This window comes from Ideonella sp. (genome assembly GCF_035254525.1).
Classification (GTDB): Bacteria; Pseudomonadota; Gammaproteobacteria; order Burkholderiales; family Burkholderiaceae_C; genus Ideonella.
In genome coordinates this window covers 15,872-33,016 of record NZ_DATFAN010000150.1, presented here as the reverse complement: position 1 = coordinate 33,016, position 17,145 = coordinate 15,872, and the positions used below count along the sequence as shown (strand labels likewise).

General features: G+C 71.2%; 15 protein-coding genes. 7 read left to right on the top strand and 8 right to left on the bottom strand.

Annotation, left to right across the window (positions count from 1 at the left end):
* Positions 1 to 3 precede the first annotated feature (3 nt).
* Positions 4 to 1,203: an MFS transporter gene (locus VJ693_RS15135; RefSeq protein ID WP_324155412.1), complete on the top strand. Its 1,200-nt coding sequence runs from the start codon at positions 4 to 6 to the stop codon at positions 1,201 to 1,203.
* Between the two features lie 21 nt (positions 1,204 to 1,224).
* Here VJ693_RS15135 and VJ693_RS15130 read toward each other — a convergent pair whose 3' ends face one another.
* From VJ693_RS15130 to VJ693_RS15105, 6 genes are all read right to left on the bottom strand, one after another.
* On the bottom strand, positions 1,225 to 2,724 hold the full coding sequence (locus VJ693_RS15130; protein WP_324155410.1) for an oligopeptide:H+ symporter: 1,500 nt from the start codon (positions 2,722 to 2,724) through the stop codon (positions 1,225 to 1,227).
* Positions 2,725 to 2,819: 95 nt separating this feature from the next.
* Positions 2,820 to 3,674 carry a class III extradiol ring-cleavage dioxygenase gene (locus VJ693_RS15125; RefSeq protein WP_324155408.1) on the bottom strand — a complete coding sequence of 285 codons (855 nt, stop codon included), beginning with the start codon at positions 3,672 to 3,674 and terminating at the stop codon, positions 2,820 to 2,822.
* A 97-nt stretch (positions 3,675 to 3,771) separates the two neighbouring features.
* A complete protein-coding gene (locus VJ693_RS15120; RefSeq protein WP_324155406.1) occupies positions 3,772 to 6,159 on the bottom strand; it encodes an excinuclease ABC subunit UvrA in 2,388 nt (795 codons plus the stop codon).
* 2 nt (positions 6,160 to 6,161) lie between these two features.
* Positions 6,162 to 6,572 (bottom strand): VOC family protein, encoded by a 411-nt coding sequence (locus VJ693_RS15115; RefSeq protein WP_324155403.1) that lies wholly within the window; start codon positions 6,570 to 6,572, stop codon positions 6,162 to 6,164.
* A gap of 5 nt (positions 6,573 to 6,577) precedes the next feature.
* Positions 6,578 to 7,051: a helix-turn-helix transcriptional regulator gene (locus VJ693_RS15110; RefSeq protein ID WP_324155401.1), complete on the bottom strand. Its 474-nt coding sequence runs from the start codon at positions 7,049 to 7,051 to the stop codon at positions 6,578 to 6,580.
* Positions 7,052 to 7,113: 62 nt separating this feature from the next.
* The gene (locus VJ693_RS15105) at positions 7,114 to 7,593 is read right to left on the bottom strand and encodes a VOC family protein (RefSeq protein ID WP_324155510.1); all 480 of its coding nucleotides are present in this window, start codon (positions 7,591 to 7,593) and stop codon (positions 7,114 to 7,116) included.
* Positions 7,594 to 7,729: 136 nt separating this feature from the next.
* On the opposite strand from VJ693_RS15105, the gene VJ693_RS15100 reads away from it, so the two are divergent.
* The gene (locus tag VJ693_RS15100; RefSeq protein WP_324155399.1) at positions 7,730 to 9,445 is read left to right on the top strand and encodes a hypothetical protein; all 1,716 of its coding nucleotides are present in this window, start codon (positions 7,730 to 7,732) and stop codon (positions 9,443 to 9,445) included.
* 31 nt (positions 9,446 to 9,476) lie between these two features.
* Positions 9,477 to 12,038 carry an ABC transporter permease gene (locus tag VJ693_RS15095; protein ID WP_324155392.1) on the top strand — a complete coding sequence of 854 codons (2,562 nt, stop codon included), beginning with the start codon at positions 9,477 to 9,479 and terminating at the stop codon, positions 12,036 to 12,038.
* 9 nt (positions 12,039 to 12,047) lie between these two features.
* Here VJ693_RS15095 and VJ693_RS15090 read toward each other — a convergent pair whose 3' ends face one another.
* A complete protein-coding gene (locus tag VJ693_RS15090) occupies positions 12,048 to 12,488 on the bottom strand; it encodes an SRPBCC family protein (protein WP_324155390.1) in 441 nt (146 codons plus the stop codon).
* Positions 12,489 to 12,628: 140 nt separating this feature from the next.
* On the opposite strand from VJ693_RS15090, the gene VJ693_RS15085 reads away from it, so the two are divergent.
* The 4 genes from VJ693_RS15085 (at position 12,629) to VJ693_RS15070 (ending at position 16,081) form a co-directional block, all read left to right on the top strand.
* Positions 12,629 to 13,216, top strand: a complete 588-nt coding sequence (locus VJ693_RS15085; protein WP_324155388.1) for a hypothetical protein — start codon at positions 12,629 to 12,631, stop codon at positions 13,214 to 13,216.
* A gap of 126 nt (positions 13,217 to 13,342) precedes the next feature.
* The gene (locus VJ693_RS15080; protein ID WP_324155386.1) at positions 13,343 to 14,749 is read left to right on the top strand and encodes a selenium-binding protein SBP56-related protein; all 1,407 of its coding nucleotides are present in this window, start codon (positions 13,343 to 13,345) and stop codon (positions 14,747 to 14,749) included.
* 74 nt (positions 14,750 to 14,823) lie between these two features.
* Positions 14,824 to 15,390: a hypothetical protein gene (locus VJ693_RS15075; protein ID WP_324155508.1), complete on the top strand. Its 567-nt coding sequence runs from the start codon at positions 14,824 to 14,826 to the stop codon at positions 15,388 to 15,390.
* 346 nt (positions 15,391 to 15,736) lie between these two features.
* Complete coding sequence (locus VJ693_RS15070) at positions 15,737 to 16,081, top strand: multidrug efflux SMR transporter (RefSeq protein ID WP_324155384.1); 345 nt, start codon at positions 15,737 to 15,739, stop codon at positions 16,079 to 16,081.
* 109 nt (positions 16,082 to 16,190) lie between these two features.
* Here VJ693_RS15070 and VJ693_RS15065 read toward each other — a convergent pair whose 3' ends face one another.
* Positions 16,191 to 17,132 carry an NAD-dependent epimerase/dehydratase family protein gene (locus VJ693_RS15065; protein WP_324155382.1) on the bottom strand — a complete coding sequence of 314 codons (942 nt, stop codon included), beginning with the start codon at positions 17,130 to 17,132 and terminating at the stop codon, positions 16,191 to 16,193.
* Positions 17,133 to 17,145 lie beyond the last annotated feature (13 nt).

The window sequence follows — 17,145 nt, the reverse complement described above, 5'->3', positions numbered from 1 at the left end:
CCCATGCCCCTCCACCACGTCCGTCGCTTCGGCCTGCCGCTGCCCGCACACCGCCAGGTTTTCGCGGCGTTCTTCCTGTATGCCTTTTCGCTCGGCGGCTTCTACCCGCGCCTGGCGGAGCTGCAGCGTTCGATGGCGGTGACCGAGGGCGAGCTCGGCCTCGGCCTGATCGGCGCAGCCTGCGGAACGCTGGTCTCGCTGAGCTTCGCCGGGCGGCCGGTCGAGTGCATCGGGCACCGCCGCACGCTGCTCGTGCTGATGCCGCTGCTGCCGGTGTTCTACGCGCTGGCCGCGCACGCGCGCGGGCCGCTGTCGCTGTTCCTGTGCCTGCTGCCGGCCGGGTTGTGCATCGGGGCGATCGAGCTGGTCGTCAACCTGGAGGCGGACCGCGTCGAGCACCAGCGTGGGCGACGCATCATGAACCGGGCGCATGCGTTCTGGAGCTTCGGCTTCTTCGGCGCCGGCCTGTTGGGCGCGCTGGCGGCCCGGCTGGCGATCCCGCCGCAGTGGCAACTGGCAGCCGTCGTGCCGCTCACCGGCCTGCTCGTGCTGCTGCTGCTCGGCCGCTTCGACGGCGCGCCGCAGCGCAGCGGCAGCAGCGAGGAGCCGGCGCATCACTTTGCGCGGCCGACCTTGGCGATCATGGGCCTGGTGCTGTTCTCGCTCTCGGGGCTGGTGCTCGAAGGCGCGGGCATCGACTGGTCGGCCATCTACATGCGTGATGCGCTCGGCGCCGCGCCGTTCTTCGGTGCGATGGCCGTGACCTGCATCGCGTTCATCCAGGGCGGCACACGTTACGTGGCGGACCGCTTCGTCGAGCGCCACAGCCCGTCGGCAATCGCGCGCACGCTGCTCGGCGTGCTGGGCCTGGGCACGCTGCTGGTCAGCGTCGCACCGGCCGCGCCGCTCGCGCTGCTCGGCTTTGCGTTGATGGGGGTCGGCACCAGCGTGATGTTTCCGCTCGCGATGTCAGCGGCGGCACGACGCACCGACCGGCCTGCCGCCACCAACGTGGCCGCGCTGGCGCAGATCTCGTTCGTCAGCTTCCTGCTGGCGCCGCCGCTGCTCGGCTTTGTCGCCGAGCACTGGGGCATCCGCTGGACTTTCGCCATCGGCCTGCCGCTGGTGCTGCTGAGCGCGGCACTGTCGTCGACGCTGCGGCCCGCGCGGCACCGTGACGTGGCCGCCGAGCCTGCCGGATGAGGGTGGCCCGTCCGTGCGCCGTCACCGCGGCGCAACCGCCGGCACCAGCTCGTCGATCGCCGGCGTGTCCTGGTCGCGGATGAGGCGGCGCAACACCGGGATCAGCAGCACGAGCGTGACGCCGACGGCGACGCTGCCCCAGCCGAGCTCGGCGAAGAGGTGGCCATAGACCGGGTTGGTCGCCACCGGTGTGCTGCCGGCCGGCTCGGGCAGCATGCCCGAGAAGTCGCCGGCGAACAGCGAGGCGAGGCCCGTCACCAGCATCCATGCGCCCATCATCACGCCCTGGTGCTGGCGCGGCGCGAGCTTGCCGATCATCGCGTAGCCGATCGGCGAGATCAGCAGCTCGCCCACCGATTGCAGCACGTAGCTCCAGAACAGCCAGCCGAAGGCGACCATGCCGCGCGCATCGGCCAGCGCGATGCCGGCCGGCAGCAACAGGAAGCCCAGGCCCATCAGCAGCAGCGAGACGGCGAACTGCTGGGGGATGTCGATGCGCCAGCCGCGTGCGCGCAGGCTGACGAACAGCGCCGACATCAGCGGCCCGCCGACGACGATCACAAGGGTGTTGATGTTCTGGATCCACTGCGGCGCGACCTCGATGCCCCAGACGATGCGGTCGACGTTGTTGTCGGCGAAGGTCTGCAGCCCGTTGGGCGCCATCTGGTACAGCGCCCAGAACACCAGCGAGCCGAGCGAGAGGATCAGGTAGGCCCACATGTTGTTGCGCTCGCGCGCGTCGGGGTGCTTCACCGTGAGCCACACGAGCGCGAGGAAGATGCCGGCGCAGATCCACTTGACCAGCGTGCCGGTCTCGCCCGGCGTCAGCAACCCCCACCACACGATCGGCACCACACCGACGAGGATCGCCACGCCCACCGCGAAGCGCCAGCGGAAGGCGGCGGGCGTCGCCTGCAGCAGCGGGGTGGCCCGGTCGGCCAGGGTCTTCCAGTTCGCCAGCGCCAGCGCGATCGCCGCCACGTTGCCCAGCGTCGCGAAGAGGAACAGCGGCGTGTAGCGCTCGGTCAGCTGGAAGTGGCCCGCGACCGTGAAGCCGACGAAGAAGCCGACGTTCATGCCGGCGTAGTTCCAGAGGAACGCGCCTTCGCGGCGCGGATCCTCCGGCGTGAAGCGCTGCGTCAGCATCATGTTCAGGCAGGTGACGTTCAGCCCGCTGCCGGTCAGGAACAGCGCCAGCCCCCAGTACAGCCCGGCCAGCGTGCCGGTGGCGATGCTGGCGCAGCCGATCACCTGCAGCACCATGCCGCCGACGAAGAGGTTGCGGTTGCTCAGGAACCGCCCGCCCAACCAGCCCCCGAACAGGTGCAGCCCGTAGTTGAAGGCGCCGAACACCCCCATCACCGCGGCCGCGTCCTTGGTCGGGAAGTGCAGGTGCTTGGTGGCATAGAGGACCAGCGTCGAATACAGCACCGCGAAGCCCAGCGTGGAAAACATCTGGACGAAGAACAGCGCGGCGGCGCCTTCGGGAATGTGCGCGAGGCGGGTCTTGAGGGTGGACAAGATGGGCCCTTCGTGCGCCGGAAGCCGGTCGTGCCGGCCGGGCGCGGTGGTCGTCAAATGGCGCGCATCATGCCCCGGCCGCCGCGGGGAGCCGCTCAGTGTTTGCCCAGTGCCCCGGCGAGTTGCGCCGCTTGCGGCCCGAAGGCGTAGGCATCCATGCCGAGGTGGCCGTAGGTCACGCTGGCGTGCAGGCGCACCCCGGGCGTGCCGCCGCCGGCACCGGCGGCGACGTAGAACGGGCGCCAGTGCTCGTCGGTCGGGTGCATGTGCGCGGCGTGCGGAGCCCGGGCGCGGTAGTCGAACAGCGCGGGCCAGTCGGCCACGGCCGCGTGCTCGTTCACCCAGCCGCGGAAGGCCGCGCTTTCGGTGTGCTCGGGCGCGTCGACCGGCCCGCGCCCGCTCATGAACAGCCGCAGGTTGTGGGTGATCGCGCCGCTGCCCATGATGAGCACGCCCTCGGCGGCCAGCGGCGCCAGCGCGCGGCCGAGCGCGTAGAGCCTGTCGGGCGCCCACATCGGCGGCCACGCCAGCGGCAGCACGGGGATGTCGGCCTCGGGGAACATCGAACGCAGCGGGGTCCAGATGCCGTGGTCCAGGCCACCCTCGGCCACCACATGCACCGGCAGGTCGGCCGCGCGCAGCAGCGCGGCCACGCGCTCGGCCAGCGCCGGTGCGCCGGGGGCGTCGTAGCGCAGTTGGTACAGCGCGTCGGGGAAGCCCGAGAAGTCGTACACCGCCTCGTGCCGCGGCGCCGCCAGCAGCACCGGCTCGCGCGTCAGGGAGTGGGCCGAGACGGCGAGCACGGCCTGCGGGCGGCCGAAGGCACGCGTGATTGCCGGGCCGAGCTGCCGCCAGAAGGTGCCGGCATCACCCGCATCGAGCGCCGTCATCGGCGAGCCGTGCGAGAGGTACAGGGCGGGCAGGGCAGGGGAGGTGGCGGTGGTGTCCATGCCGACGATTGAAGCACCGCGCCGGCGCCGCGGGTTTCGGCGGGACTGCACGCTGCGTTCAATCGACCGGGGCTTGTGGCCCCGGCGAAGGCCCCGCTCAGCGGCCGACGTAGGCCGCGAGGTGCTCGCCGGTGAGGGTGGCGCAGGCGGCGACGAGCTCGGCCGGCGTGCCCTCGAAGACGATCCGGCCGCCGTCGTGGCCGGCGCCGGGGCCGAGGTCGATGATCCAGTCGGCATGCGCCATGACCGCCGGATGGTGCTCGATGACGATGACCGACTTGCCGGCATCGACGAGCCGGTCGAGCAGGCCGAGCAGCTGCGCGACGTCGGCCAGGTGCAGGCCGGTGGTCGGCTCGTCGAGCACGTAGATGTCGCCCTTCTCGGCCATCTGGGTGGCCAGCTTCAGGCGCTGCCGCTCGCCGCCGGACAGCGTGGTCAGCGGCTGCCCGAGGCTGAGGTAGCCCAGGCCCACGTCGGCCAGCCGCCCGAGGATGGTGTGGGCGGCCGGCGTGCGTGCCGGGCCGGCGCCGAAGAAGGCCTGGGCCTCGGCCACCGGCATTTCGAGCACCTCGCTGATGTCGCGCCCGCCGAGGCGATACGCCAGCACCGAGGCCTGGAAGCGCTTGCCCCCGCACTCCTCGCAGGCCGTGGCGACGCTGGCCATCGGGCCCAGGTCGGTGTAGATGACGCCGGCGCCGTTGCAGCTGGGGCAGGCGCCCTCGGAGTTGGCGCTGAACAGCGCCGGCTTCACGCCGTTGGCCTTCGCGAACGCGTTGCGGATCGGGTCGAGCAGGCCGGTGTAGGTGGCCGGGTTGCTGCGCCGCGAGCCGCGGATGGCGACCTGGTCGATCGCCACCACCCCCGCCGTGGCGGGGAGGCAGCCGTGGATCAGCGAGCTCTTGCCGGAGCCGGCGACCCCGGTGACGACCACCAGCACGCCGAGCGGGATGTCGACATCGACGTTGCGCAGGTTGTGCAGCGCCGCGCCGCGGATGGGCAGCCGGCCACCGGGCTTTCGCACCGTCTTCTTCACAGCGGCCCGGTCGTCGAGATGGCGGCCCGTGAGGGTGCCGCTGGCCCGCAGGCCGTCGACGCTGCCCTCGAAGCAGACGGTGCCGCCCGCCGTGCCGGCGCCCGGCCCGAGGTCGACCACGTGGTCGGCGATCGCGATCGTCTGCGGTTTGTGCTCGACGACGAGCACGGTGTTGCCCTTGTCGCGCAGGCGCAGCAGCAACTCGTTCATCCGCCCGATGTCGTGGGGGTGCAGGCCGATCGTCGGCTCGTCGAAGACATAGGTCACGTCGGTCAGCGAGGACCCGAGGTGGCGGATCATCTTGACGCGCTGCGCCTCGCCACCCGACAGCGTGCCCGTCGGACGGGCCAGCGAGAGGTAGCCCAGGCCGATCTCGGCGAACGCGTCGAGCGACTGCTGCAGCGCGGCCAGCAGCGGTGCGACCGAGGGTTCTCCGAGGCCGCGCACCCACTCGGCCAGGTCGCTGATCTGCATCGCGCAGGCATCGGCGATGCTCTTGCCCTCGATCTTCGACGAGCGGGCCTCGGGGCCGAGCCGGGTGCCGCCGCACTCGGGGCAGGTCGTGAAGGTGACCGCGCGCTCGACGAACGCGCGGATGTGCGGCTGCAGCGCGTCGATGTCCTTGGCCAGCATCGACGCCTGGATCTTCGGGATCAGGCCCTCGTAGGTCAGGTTGATGCCGTCAACCTTGATCTTGGTCGGCTCCTTGTGGAGCAGGTCGTGCAGCTCGCGCTTGGTGAACTTGCGGATCGGCTTGTCGGGGTCGAAGAAGCCGCAGCCGCGGAAGATGCGGCCGTACCAGCCGTCCATGCTGTAGCCGGGGATCGTCAGCGCGCCTTCGTTGAGCGACTTGCTGTCGTCGTACAGCGCGGGCAGGTCGAAGTCGGTGACCGAGCCCATGCCCTCGCAGCGCGGGCACATGCCGCCGGTGCGGGTGAAGGTCTTCTTCACCGTCTGGGTCTTGCCCTCGCCGCGCTCGACCGTGATCGCACCGGCCGCCCGGACGGACGGGACGTTGAAGGCGAAGGCGCTGGGCGGGCCGATGTGCGGCCGGCCCAGCCGGCTGAACAGGATGCGCAGCATCGCGTTCGCATCGGTCACGGTGCCGACGGTGGAGCGGGCGTTGGCGCCCAGGCGCTCCTGGTCGACGATGATCGCGGTCGTCAGGCCGTCGAGCACGTCGACCTCGGGCCGCGCCAGCGCCGGCATGAAGCCTTGCACGAAGGCGCTGTAGGTCTCGTTGATCATCCGCTGCGATTCGGCGGCGATCGTGTCGAACACCAGCGAGCTCTTGCCCGAGCCCGAGACGCCGGTGAACACGGTCAGGCGGCGCTTCGGGATCGCGAGGCTGACGTCCCTGAGGTTGTTCACGCGCGCGCCCTGCACGCGGATCAGGTCGTGGCTGTCGGCGGCGTGCAGTGCGGGCGGGGACGTGCCTTTCCTCGTGGCCATGCTCAGCGGCGTTGCTGGATGCGGATCAGGTTGCCCGCGGGGTCGCGCACGGCGCAGTCGCGCACGCCGTAGGGCTGGTCGGTCGGCTCCTCGACGATCTCGGCGTCGCAGGCCTGCAGCCGCGCGAAGGTGCTCTCGAGGTCGGCGGTGGACAGGATGATGGTGGCGTAGGTCCCCTTGGCCATCATCTCGGCGATCGTTCGGCGCTCGTCATCGGTGACGCCGGGGCTGGCGGCCGGCGGGTACAGCACGATGGACGGGCCGGCCTGGCCGGCCGGGCCGACGGTGATCCAGCGCATGCCGTTGTAGCCGACGTCGTTGCGCACCTCGAAGCCGAGCGTGTCGCGGTAGAAGCCCAGCGCGGCATCCGGGTCGGTTTGCGGCAGGAAGGCGTGGTGGATGGTGATGTCCATGGTGTTCATCCGTGGGGTTGGGGTGGCGGCCAGTCTAGGGGCGGGTCGGCGACCGGCGCTTCTCGATTCCTGATCGGTCGCGTGACCTGTTTCGCCACGCACGAGGGCATGCCCGCCGTCTCGCCCGCCGACTCGCGTCGGTAGACGCTGGGCGGCACGCCGACCAGCTCGGTGAAGCGGGTGCTGAAGGTGCCCAGCGACGAGCAGCCGACGGTGAAGCAGACCTCGGTGACGCTCAGGTCGCCGCGGCGCAGCAGCGCCATCGCGCGCTCGATGCGCCGCGTCATCAGGTAGGCGTAGACCGATTCGCCGTAGGCCAGCCGGAACTGGCGGCTCAGGTGTCCTGCCGACATGTGCACGCCGCGGGCGAGGGCCTCGACGTCCAGGGGCTGCGCGTACTCGCGATCGATCCGGTCGCGAACCCGGCGCAGCCGGGCGAGGTCGCGCAGGTGATGGGGGGCGGGTGGGCGGCTGCTCATCCGCGGGATCGTCCCACGCCGCATCGAAGCGCTCAAGCCCGGCGGGTGCGCCTGCCCGAGCCTCAGCCGCGCCGGGCCGCTTCGATGGCAGCGATGTCGATCTTGCCCATCTCCATCATCGCCTCGAAGGCGCGCTTGGCCGCCGCGCGATCGGGGTCGGCGATCGCGGCGGTGAGAGCGCGCGGCGTGATCTGCCACGACAGCCCCCACTTGTCCTTGCACCAGCCGCAGGCGCTTTCCTGGCCGCCGTTCCGGATGATCGCGTTCCACAAGCGGTCGGTTTCGGCCTGGTCGTCGGTCGCCACCTGGAACGAAAAGGCCTCGCTGTGCTTGAACCCCGGGCCGCCATTCAGCCCGAGACAGGGGATGCCGGCCACGGTGAATTCGACCGTCAGGACATCGCCTTGCTTGCCGGCCGGATAGTCGCCGGGCGCGCGAAGAATCGTTCCCACCGAACTGTCCGGAAACGTCTCGGCGTAGAACTGCGCGGCCTCCAGGGCGGTGCCGTCGTACCAGAGACAAATCGTGCTTTTGCTGACCACTTCGATCTCCAACTTGTGAGACAAGTACGTGCATTCGAGCCACGAAGGCCGACCGATGCCCTGAGCAAGCGGCGTTCCTGGGGGCCAATACCTGAGCGACGCCTGGGGCCGGCTGCCTGCGCGGCAAGATACGCCGTTGTCCCGGCGCTGCGAAGTGCTTGGGGCCGGTGCCAAGCGATCAAGGAACCGATTGATGAACCGCTCCGACATCGACCTCGTCTTCGGCCGAGGCCGCCTGCGCATGGTCACAGGCCACCATGTGGAGGTCTTTCGCGAGGAGTCCAGGCCGGGGGAAAGGCGGCGCTACAGCAAGCGCTTCCTGGCCACGGACGCGGGCGACTTGCGCCACTGGACGGAGCGCGAGGAACGCATCCTCACGCGCCTGGTCGGTCTCGGCATCGCGCCGGCGCCCCGTGTGGAGCCGTTCGATCGCGGCGAGGAGGGCCGGCTGGAGCTGTTGCGGACCTACGATGCGGGCGTGACGGTCGACCACTGGGTGACCTTGCTGCCAGTGCAACGAGACGGCACGCCACTTCGGCACGTGTTCGAGGATTGCGCGCACTGGTGGGCCCTGGCACGCCACTGCCTGATGGCGCTGGACGCCATTCACGAACTGGGCCTGGTTCACCTCGACCTGAAAGCCGACAACATCTGCATTCCCGTTGGCCCGGCGGATTTCGACCCCGCCGTGCCGGGCGCGGTGATGACGCCGTGCTTCGAGCAGTTGGCGTTGATCGACTTCGCGTTCTCGCTGTTCCCCGGCGAGGGCTTGAGCCAGCCGCTGCCGATCGCGGGCCAGGTCGAGTACGCGTACCAATCGCCGCGCCTGCTCAGTGCGCTCGAAGCCGGCCGCGAGGGTGATCTGGCGCCGACCCTGCAGCTCGATTGGCGCTGCGATGTGTTCAGCCTGGCCGCGATGCTGCGCCGCTACCTGCCAGGCCCGGAAGCGCCACTGGAGCGCAGCTGGACGCCCTGGCACCTGGAGCAGGCGCACACCCTGAATCGGCGGTTGCTCGAGGCGCACGATGCGGACGCGCCGGTGCAAAGGCCGCATCGGGTATTGATCGCACTGACGAAGGAGGCGCTGGCGGACGCTGCGTTGTCGGCGTCGTTGAAGCGAGGCTGGGTGCTGGCTGCGGATGGCGCGCCGCCATCGTCCGATCTGGCCACGCCGCTCACCCGCATCGCCATGCCGGCCCGCGCCAGTTCGCCGCACGCCGAGCCCGAGCCTGCTGTACGGCCGCGTTCGGCGGCGGCGCGCGCCCCGGCCCGCCGCGCCGGGAGGGTGCGTGAATGGATCACGGCGGCCGCCGTCGGTACGCCGTTGCTCGGTGCAGTGTGGTGGTCGTTGCAGCCGTGGCCCGCCGGTGAACGCAGCGCGGACGCGGCATTGGCGGCGCCCGCGGCGGCGGCGAGCGCCGTGCCCTTGTTGCCCGTGCCGACGGCCGCGCCGGCACGGGCACTGCCACCGGCGCCTGCGCCTGCGCCTGCGCCGGTGGCCGCCACGCAGCCTGCGCCCGCACCCGTTGAATCGGAATCAGCCGCCGCGCCGCCGACAGCGCCCGGCGCCGCAAGCACCAACGCGGCCACGCGCGGCCGCACGGCCGCCAGCTCGCCAATCAGCCTGGCTACGGCGGCCCGCCAGATGCCGGTGAACCAGACGGAACGCGAACGCGCCCTCGAATGGCTGGACAGGCGGGGCCCGTCGCCGCGGCCCGGGATGACGCTGCCGCCGGCCCCATCGACCGCGCCGGCCTCGGCGGCGGGCCCGTTGGCGATCGATGAGGCGGAGCGCGAGCGCGCCCTCGAGTGGCTGACCAGGCGCGGCCCGTCACCCCGGACCCCTGACTGATGGCCTTTCCGGATGCGTGTACCGTTCGCCCATGAACGCGATTCGGCAGCAACCCTCGGAGACCGAACCCTCCATCTGGCGTCTGGCGGCGCAGCAGGCACTGCGCGATTTCCGCGCCGGCGAGTTGCGGCTGGTGCTGGTGGCGGTGTTGCTGGCGGTCGCGGCGCTGACGGCCGTCGGCTTCTTCGCCGATCGGCTGCAGGCCGGCCTGACGCGGGATGCAGCGCGGCTGCTGGGCGGCGACACGGTGATCAGCAGCGACCACCCGGTGCCGCCCGCGTTCGAGGCCCAGGCCCGCGCGGCGGGGCTCGCGACCGTGCGCACCGCGGCCTTCCCGAGCATGGCGCGGGCGCCGGACGAGCGCGGCGGCGCGAGCCGGCTGGTGGCGGTGAAATCGGTCACCGCCGGCTATCCGCTGCGGGGCAGCCTCACCGTCGACGAGGGGGCCGGCGAGGTGCAGATCGTCTCGGGCCCGGCGCCGGGTGAGGCGTGGGCCGACGCGGCGGTGCTCGATGGCCTCGGCCTGAAGCTGGGCGAAACACTGCTGCTCGGGGATGCGCGGCTGAAGCTGGCCCGCATCATCGTGATCGAGCCCGACCGCGGCGCGGGCTTCCTCAACTTCGCGCCGCGCGTGATGCTCAACGAGGCCGACCTCGCCGCCACCGGCCTGGTGCAGCCCGCCAGCCGCGTGACCTACCGGCTCGCGGCGGCGGCAGCCGCCGGGCGCGAGGCGGCGGCGCGCGAGTTCACGCAATGGGCCGGCACGAAGATCAAGAGCGAGGGCCTGCGCGGCATGCGCGTCGAATCGCTCGAGCAGGGCCGGCCCGAGATGCGCCAGACGCTGGACCGGGCCGAGAAGTTCCTCAACCTCGTGGCGCTGCTCGCGGCCCTGCTGGCGGCGGTGGCGGTGGCGATCGCCGCGCGCGACTTCGCGCAGCGCCATCTCGACGACTGCGCGATGCTGCGCGTGCTGGGCCTGTCGCAGCGGCGCATCGCCGGCGCGTTCGCGATCGAGTTCGTTGGCCTCGGTGTACTGGCCAGCGGGGCCGGCGTCGCCGCCGGGCTCGCGATGCACCTGCTGTTCGTGAAGCTGTTGGGCGCGCTGGTGCCGGCGGGGCTGCCCGCGCCCAGCGCCTGGCCGGCGTTGTTCGGCCTCGGCGTCGGGCTGACGCTGCTGCTGGGCTTCGGCCTGCCGCCGGTGCTGCAACTGGCCAAGGTGCCGCCGCTGCGCGTGATCCGGCGTGATGTGGGCCAGCTGCGGCCGGCCTCGCTGGGCGTGTTGCTGGGCGGCGCCGCGAGCTTTGCCGCGCTGCTGCTCAGCGTCGCCCGCGACCCGATGCTGGGCGCGATCGCGGTCGGTGGTTTCGCCGGGGCGATCGCGGTCTTCGCCGTGCTGGCCTGGCTGGCCGTGTGGCTGCTGCGCCGCGCGGTGCCGGAGGCGCGCGCCCCGCGCTGGCTGATTCTGGCCACGCGGCAGATCGCTGCGCGGCCGGCTTTCAGCGTGCTGCAGGTCTCGTCGCTGGCGGTCGGGTTGATGGCGCTGGCATTGCTGGTGCTGCTGCGCACCGACCTGATCGACAGCTGGCGCGCGGCCACGCCGAAGGACGCGCCGAACCGCTTCGTCATCAACATCCAGCCCGACCAGGCGGCGGACTTCCGCGCCGCGCTGGCCAAGGGTGGCGTGGCGGCCGGCTACGACTGGTACCCGATGATCCGCGGCCGCCTCGTCGCGATCAACGGCCAGCCCACGGGCGACCGCTTCGCCGACGACGAGCGCGCGCGCCGCACGATCCAGCGCGAGTTCAACCTCAGCCACGCGCCGGCCATGCCGCCCCACAACCAGCTCGTGGCCGGTCGCTGGACCGAAGGCGAGGCCGACGGCTTGAGCATCGAGCAGGGCGTGGCCGAGACGCTGGGCGTGAAGCTGGGCGACACGCTGCGTTTCGACATCGGCGGCACGCTGCGCGAATCGCGCATCACCAGCGTGCGCAAGGTCGACTGGGGCTCGATGCGGGCCAACTTCTTCGTCATGTACCCGCTGGCCGAGATGCCCGACCTGCCGGTGAGCTTCATGGCCGCCTTTCGCGCGCCCGAGGGCGCCGGGGCGTTCGACAACACGCTGACCGCGCGCTTCCCGAACATCACCGCGATCGACGTCTCGGCTTCGCTGCGCCAGGTGCAGCAGGTGCTCGACCAGGTCATCCGCGCGGTCGAGTTCCTGTTCGCGTTCACGCTGGCGACGGGCCTGGCGGTGCTGTTCGCCGCCGTCAGCGCCACGCGCGAGGCGCGGGCACGCGAGTACGCGGTGATGCGCGCCTGCGGTGCCGGCGCGAAGCTGCTCGGCCAGGTGCAGCGCGCCGAGTTGCTCGGCGTGGGCGCGCTGGCCGGCCTGCTGGCCACGCTGGCCGCGGCGGGCGTGGGCGGCGCGCTGGCGCGCTATGCCTTCGAGTTTCCGTGGACGGCCCAGCCCTGGGTGCCGCTGGCCGGCGCGCTGGCCGGCGCCTGGCTCGCGCTGGCCGCCGGCTGGTGGAGCCTGCGCGGGCTGCTGCACCGGCCGGTGATGGATACGCTGAGGCGCGCGGGCGAGGTGTAGCGCGGCGGGTCAACCGCCCCGCCAATCCGCCTCGGCCGAGGCGGCCACGGCCGGCGCCTGCGATTCGAGCGTCGCGCGCATCGCGGCCAGCCCTTGCTCGATCATCGCCGCGATGGCCGGCTCCATCGCATCGGGCAGAAGGTCGGCCACCCAGGCCACTTCGCAGCCGCCGTCGCCGGTGTCGAGCACCTGGGCCGATGCGTTGTGGTGGCTCAGCCGCCCGCCGGTGGCCGACCAGGCCACACGCCGCCGCATGTCGTCGATGTCGATGATCGCTTCGCGCACCTCGAGGCCGTTGGCGAAGCGCACGAGACGGGCGCCGCCTTCGAGATGGCAGTCGATCACGAAGCCCCGGACGAGGCGGGTGTGCAGTGCCCCGACATCGCGCAATGCCGCCCAGGCGTATTCGGGCGCCACGGCGATGCAGATTCGTTGGTGGATCGAGGCCATGAGGGTGCTCCCGCTGCAGGCATTGAACAGGGCCCCAGCCTAGGCCCGCCTCGCGAGGCCGTCGCGCCGTTTTCGGACGCATGCATCGCTGGTCGCGGCTAACATGCGCCGCTTCGAACCTAACGAAGAGGGAGAGCGGTATGCAAGATGGACAGACCGGCATCGTCCGGCAAATGGCGGCACTCGCCGCGTTGTTGCTGGCCACCGGCGGCGTGGCTGCGCAGGAAGCAGGCGAGCACCCCGCGCGCGGCGCCTACGGGTTCGCTTCGGTGGGCGCCGCGCAGAATGTGTCGGAGCCCGGCTTCGTCACTTGCCGCTGCCGCGAGGACACCGCCACCGGCGGCAAGGTGGGCGGCGGCTATCGCTTCGGCGTTCCGGCCGTCGAGGCCTTCTGGGTCGACTTCGGCAGCGCGCGATTCGGCGCCGACGGGTTTGGCCCGGCCACCGACGCACACGTGCGCGGGCTGGTCATCGCTGCCGCGTGGAGCGGGCGCTACGGGCGCTACTTCGAGCTGACCGGCCGTGCCGGCGCCGCGTACCTCGAAACGTCGGCCAGCGGCCAGGCGACCGCGCGCGATTGGCGCCCGCTGCTTGGCGGTGCCCTCGGCTGGCGCCTCAACGAGGCCGTCACGGCCGAGCTCACGCTGGACCTGACCTGGGCGAGGGACGCCGCGGACACGCTGATCGAGGAGCACCTGCTCGGGCTCGGGCTGCGCTACAAGTTCTGAGCGCAACGGGCAATTTGCCCGGTGCTTCCGGGCTAACGCGCGACCGTCACCTTGCTCGCAACGTTGGCTTGACATCGCGCCGGGGCAGGCGAATAGTGACCTCCCCCTTTCGAGGAGGCTTTTGCCATGCTCGACTCGATGCGACCCGACCCGACCTTCCATGCGTCCCCGAAGCTGGCGATGGAAGCACCGCGCGAGAAGTTCTGCTACACCGCGCTGCTGTCGCCTGACGCGGCCCGGCCCGACGCGATCGCGACCGTCGATCTCGACCCGGGCTCGAAAACTTATGGCCGCGTGCTGAACCGGCTCGACATGCCGTACAAGGGCGACGAGTTCCACCACTTCGGCTGGAACGCCTGCAGCTCGGCGTTGGCGCCGATGTCGGGCCACGCCTTCCTGCGCCGGCGCTACCTGATCGTCCCCGGCATCCGTTCGTCGCGCATTTACATCCTCGACACCGAACCCGACCCGCGCAAGCCGACGATCGCCAAGGTGATCGAGCCGGAGGAGGTATTCAAGAAGACCGGTTACTCGCGCCCGCACACCGTGCATTGCGGGCCCGAAGGCGTCTACATCAGCACGCTCGGCGGCGGCGGCAAGGATGGCACCGACGGCCCGCCCGGTGTCTTCATCCTTGACTGCGAGAGCTTCGAGATCCTCGGCAAGTGGGAGATCGACCGCGGCCCGCAGAAGCTGCACTACGACTTCTGGTGGAACCTGCCGCGCGACTGGATGGTTTCGAGCGAGTGGGGGCTGCCGCCGCAATTCGAGAACGGCATCGTCGCCGACGACCTGCTGGGCAACAAGTACGGCCATCAGCTGCACTTCTGGGATCTGCGTGGCCGCAAGCACCTGCAGACGATCGATCTCGGCGCGAATCACCAGATGGCGCTCGAGGTGCGCCCGGCGCACGACCCGACGAAGGAATACGGCTTCCTCGGCGTCGTCGTCGACACGACCAACCTTGAAGGGTCGGTCTGGACCTGGTGGCGCGAAGGCGGGAAGTTTCACGCCAGGAAGACGGCGACCATTCCGGCCGAGCCGGCCGACAAGTCGTTGCTGCCGCCGCTGCTGCAGGGCTTCGGCGCCGCGCCCCCGCTGATCAGCGACATCGACCTCTCGCTCGACGACCGTTTCCTCTACGTCGCCTGCTGGGGCACCGGCGAGCTGCGCCAATACGACGTGAGCGACCCGATGAGCCCGAAGCTCTCGGGCAGCGTGCGCATCGGTGGCATCGCGCGCCACGATCCGCATCCGACAGGGCGCGCCTTCGGCGGCGGCCCGCAGATGACCGAGATCAGCCGCGACGGCAAGCGCGTCTACTTCACGAACGGGCTCTACAGCCGCTGGGACACGCAGTTCTACCCGCAGGGCGTTCCCGGCGTGCAGGTGATGTGCAACGTGGGCGACGCAGGCGGCATCACGCTGGACCGCGAGTTCTTCGTCCAGTTCGACCCCGGCTACGGCGCGCACCAGGTTCGCCTGGAGGGCGGCGACTGCTCGACCGACTCGTTCTGCTACCCGTCGGCTTGACGACCGCGGACGAGGGCACGGCCCTGTGGCTGGCGGTGGTGGCGATCGGCGCCTACCACGGCCTGAACCCGGCGATGGGCTGGCCCCTCGCGGTGGCCAACGGGATGACCGAGCGCCGCGGCTGGGCCGTCGTCATGACGATGGCGCCGCTGGCCCTGGGCCACCTGGCCGCGATGGCGGTCGTGCTGCTGCCTTTCGCCGCCATTGGCTCGCTGCTCGCCTGGCAGCGGCCGATCCGGATCGGTGCCGGGCTGCTCGTGGTCGCCTTCGGAGTCTGGCGCCTCGTCAACCGTCGGCACCCGCGGTTTCTTGCGCGCGTGCGGCCGACCCAGGTCGCGCTCTGGTCGTTCCTGATGGCAACCGCGCATGGCGCGGGCCTGATGCTGTTGCCGTTCGCGCTCGGGATCTGCATGACCGACGCAGCGACGGCGCTCGCACCGGCGCGCGCTGTGGGTGGCGCCGCGCTCGTCGCCGCAGTGCACACGGCGGCGATGCTCGGCGCGGGGCTTGGCGCGGCCTTGCTCGTCTACCACTGGCTCGGGCTGCGCGCGCTCGAACGCGCCTGGCTCGACCTCGACTTGGTCTGGGCCGCGAGTCTGATCGTTGCCGGCGGCGCGAGCGCGGCCGTCGCGGCAGCCTGAGCACTCACCGCGCCGGCGCCACTGCCAGCGACACGTCAGAGGCGGCTCCCGACCCGCAGCAGCCGTTCCCGCCTTGGGTATGCGGTCGTTCGCGGTAGCGGGTCCGTTCCTGTGATCACGGCGCGGTTGCGACCTCTCCAGATCAACTCGTCCACCGATGCTTCAGTGACAGCCAAGGCGACGTTGCACCGGGTCGTAAACGTGCTGAAGCTTTCGCTCGCCGAATTCCTGGCAGCAGCAACGCAACGCTCAGCGTCTTCATGGTGAGGAGTATCGAATGAGAGCTCTGGACGCACCGAACCCGAGATGACAGAGTCCTCTCCCTTCTGCTTGAACTTCGTTGCCTATGCTCGCCATCACCAGCACAACCTCGGCCTGGCTACTTATCCTGGCCTCCGGGCTTCTCGAGATCGCGTTCTCGGTGAGCATGAAGCTCTCAGATGGCTACACGAGGCTGGTCCCTTCGATCGTCTCTGTCGGCGCCGCCATCCTTAGCGTTTGGCTCATGGGCCTCACGCTCAAGGTCATTCCGGTGGGGACCGCCTACGCGGTCTGGGCTGGCATTGGCGCTGCGGGAACGGCAGTCGTGGGCATGCTGCTGTTCCAAGAGCCGGCCACGCTGGCTCGCATCGCCTGCATCGGGCTTGTCGTCGCGGGCATCGTCGGGTTGCAGCTTCAGGCTCCGGTCTAGGGCGGACGGCGATCGGCTTGCCGCTCGCTCCGACACCCCGCACGTCGCAGCCTCTCTGGAAACCAATGGCTCAGCTGCGCCGCAGCACCGTAGGAGGCCCCGCGGCACGTCAGCCCGCGGTCGCGCGACGGACCAGCACGTCGACAGTGCCGTCGTGACAGAAGCCGAGCGCCTCGGCCTGCGGCGTGTGCAGCGGTGGGAAGGTCGCGAACAGGCGTTGCACCTGCTGCTGCGGCTCGTACCGCACGAGCACGCGGCGCGTCTCGCCGTGGCGGCGGGCCAGCGCATCCACCACCGCGCCGATCGACAGGTGCAGCGCCGGCATCTGCACGACGCGCCGCGCATCGAGCCGCGCCGTGTCGATCGCGGCCGCGTGCAGCAGGTTGTCGACACAGGCGCCGACCGATATCCACCAGGCCGTGCCGTCCGCGCTGACCGGCAGCACGATCGACTCACCGGCGGCGAGCCTCCAGAACAGTTGGCTCATGAAGGCCGAGACCAGCCCTGCGCCGTCGCCGGGCCGCGCGACGACGCCGGGCAGGCGCAGCGAACAGGCGTCGACCCAGCCGCGCCGCGCCGCATCGGCGACGAGCACCTCGGCCGCGAGCTTGTGCGCGCCGTAGCTCATCGCCGGTCGCGGCGGCGTCTGCTCGTCAACGATCGCCGGCAGCGGATCGCCATAGACCGCCACGGTGCTCGTGAATACCAGGCGCGGGCAGCCGCCTTGCTCGCGCAGCAAGGCGAGCAGCCGCGCGGTCGCATCGAGGTTGACGCGTCGGCCGAGGTCGGGTGCCGCTTCGGCCGCGCCGCCCGGCACGCTGGCGAGGTGGAACACCACGTCCACCGGCTCGCGCAGCGCCTGCTCGAGGACCTCGGCATCGGCGATCGAGCCGGTGACGGGACGCAGCCGCGCATCCTCGGGCAGATCGTCCAGCGAAAGGTCGACCCCGACCAGCCGATCGACGCGCCGGCCATCGAGCCCCGCGTCGAGCAGCCGCGCGACGAGCACGCGGCCGATGAAGCCGCCGGCCCCGGTGACGAGCACACGCATGTCGACCCCGCCT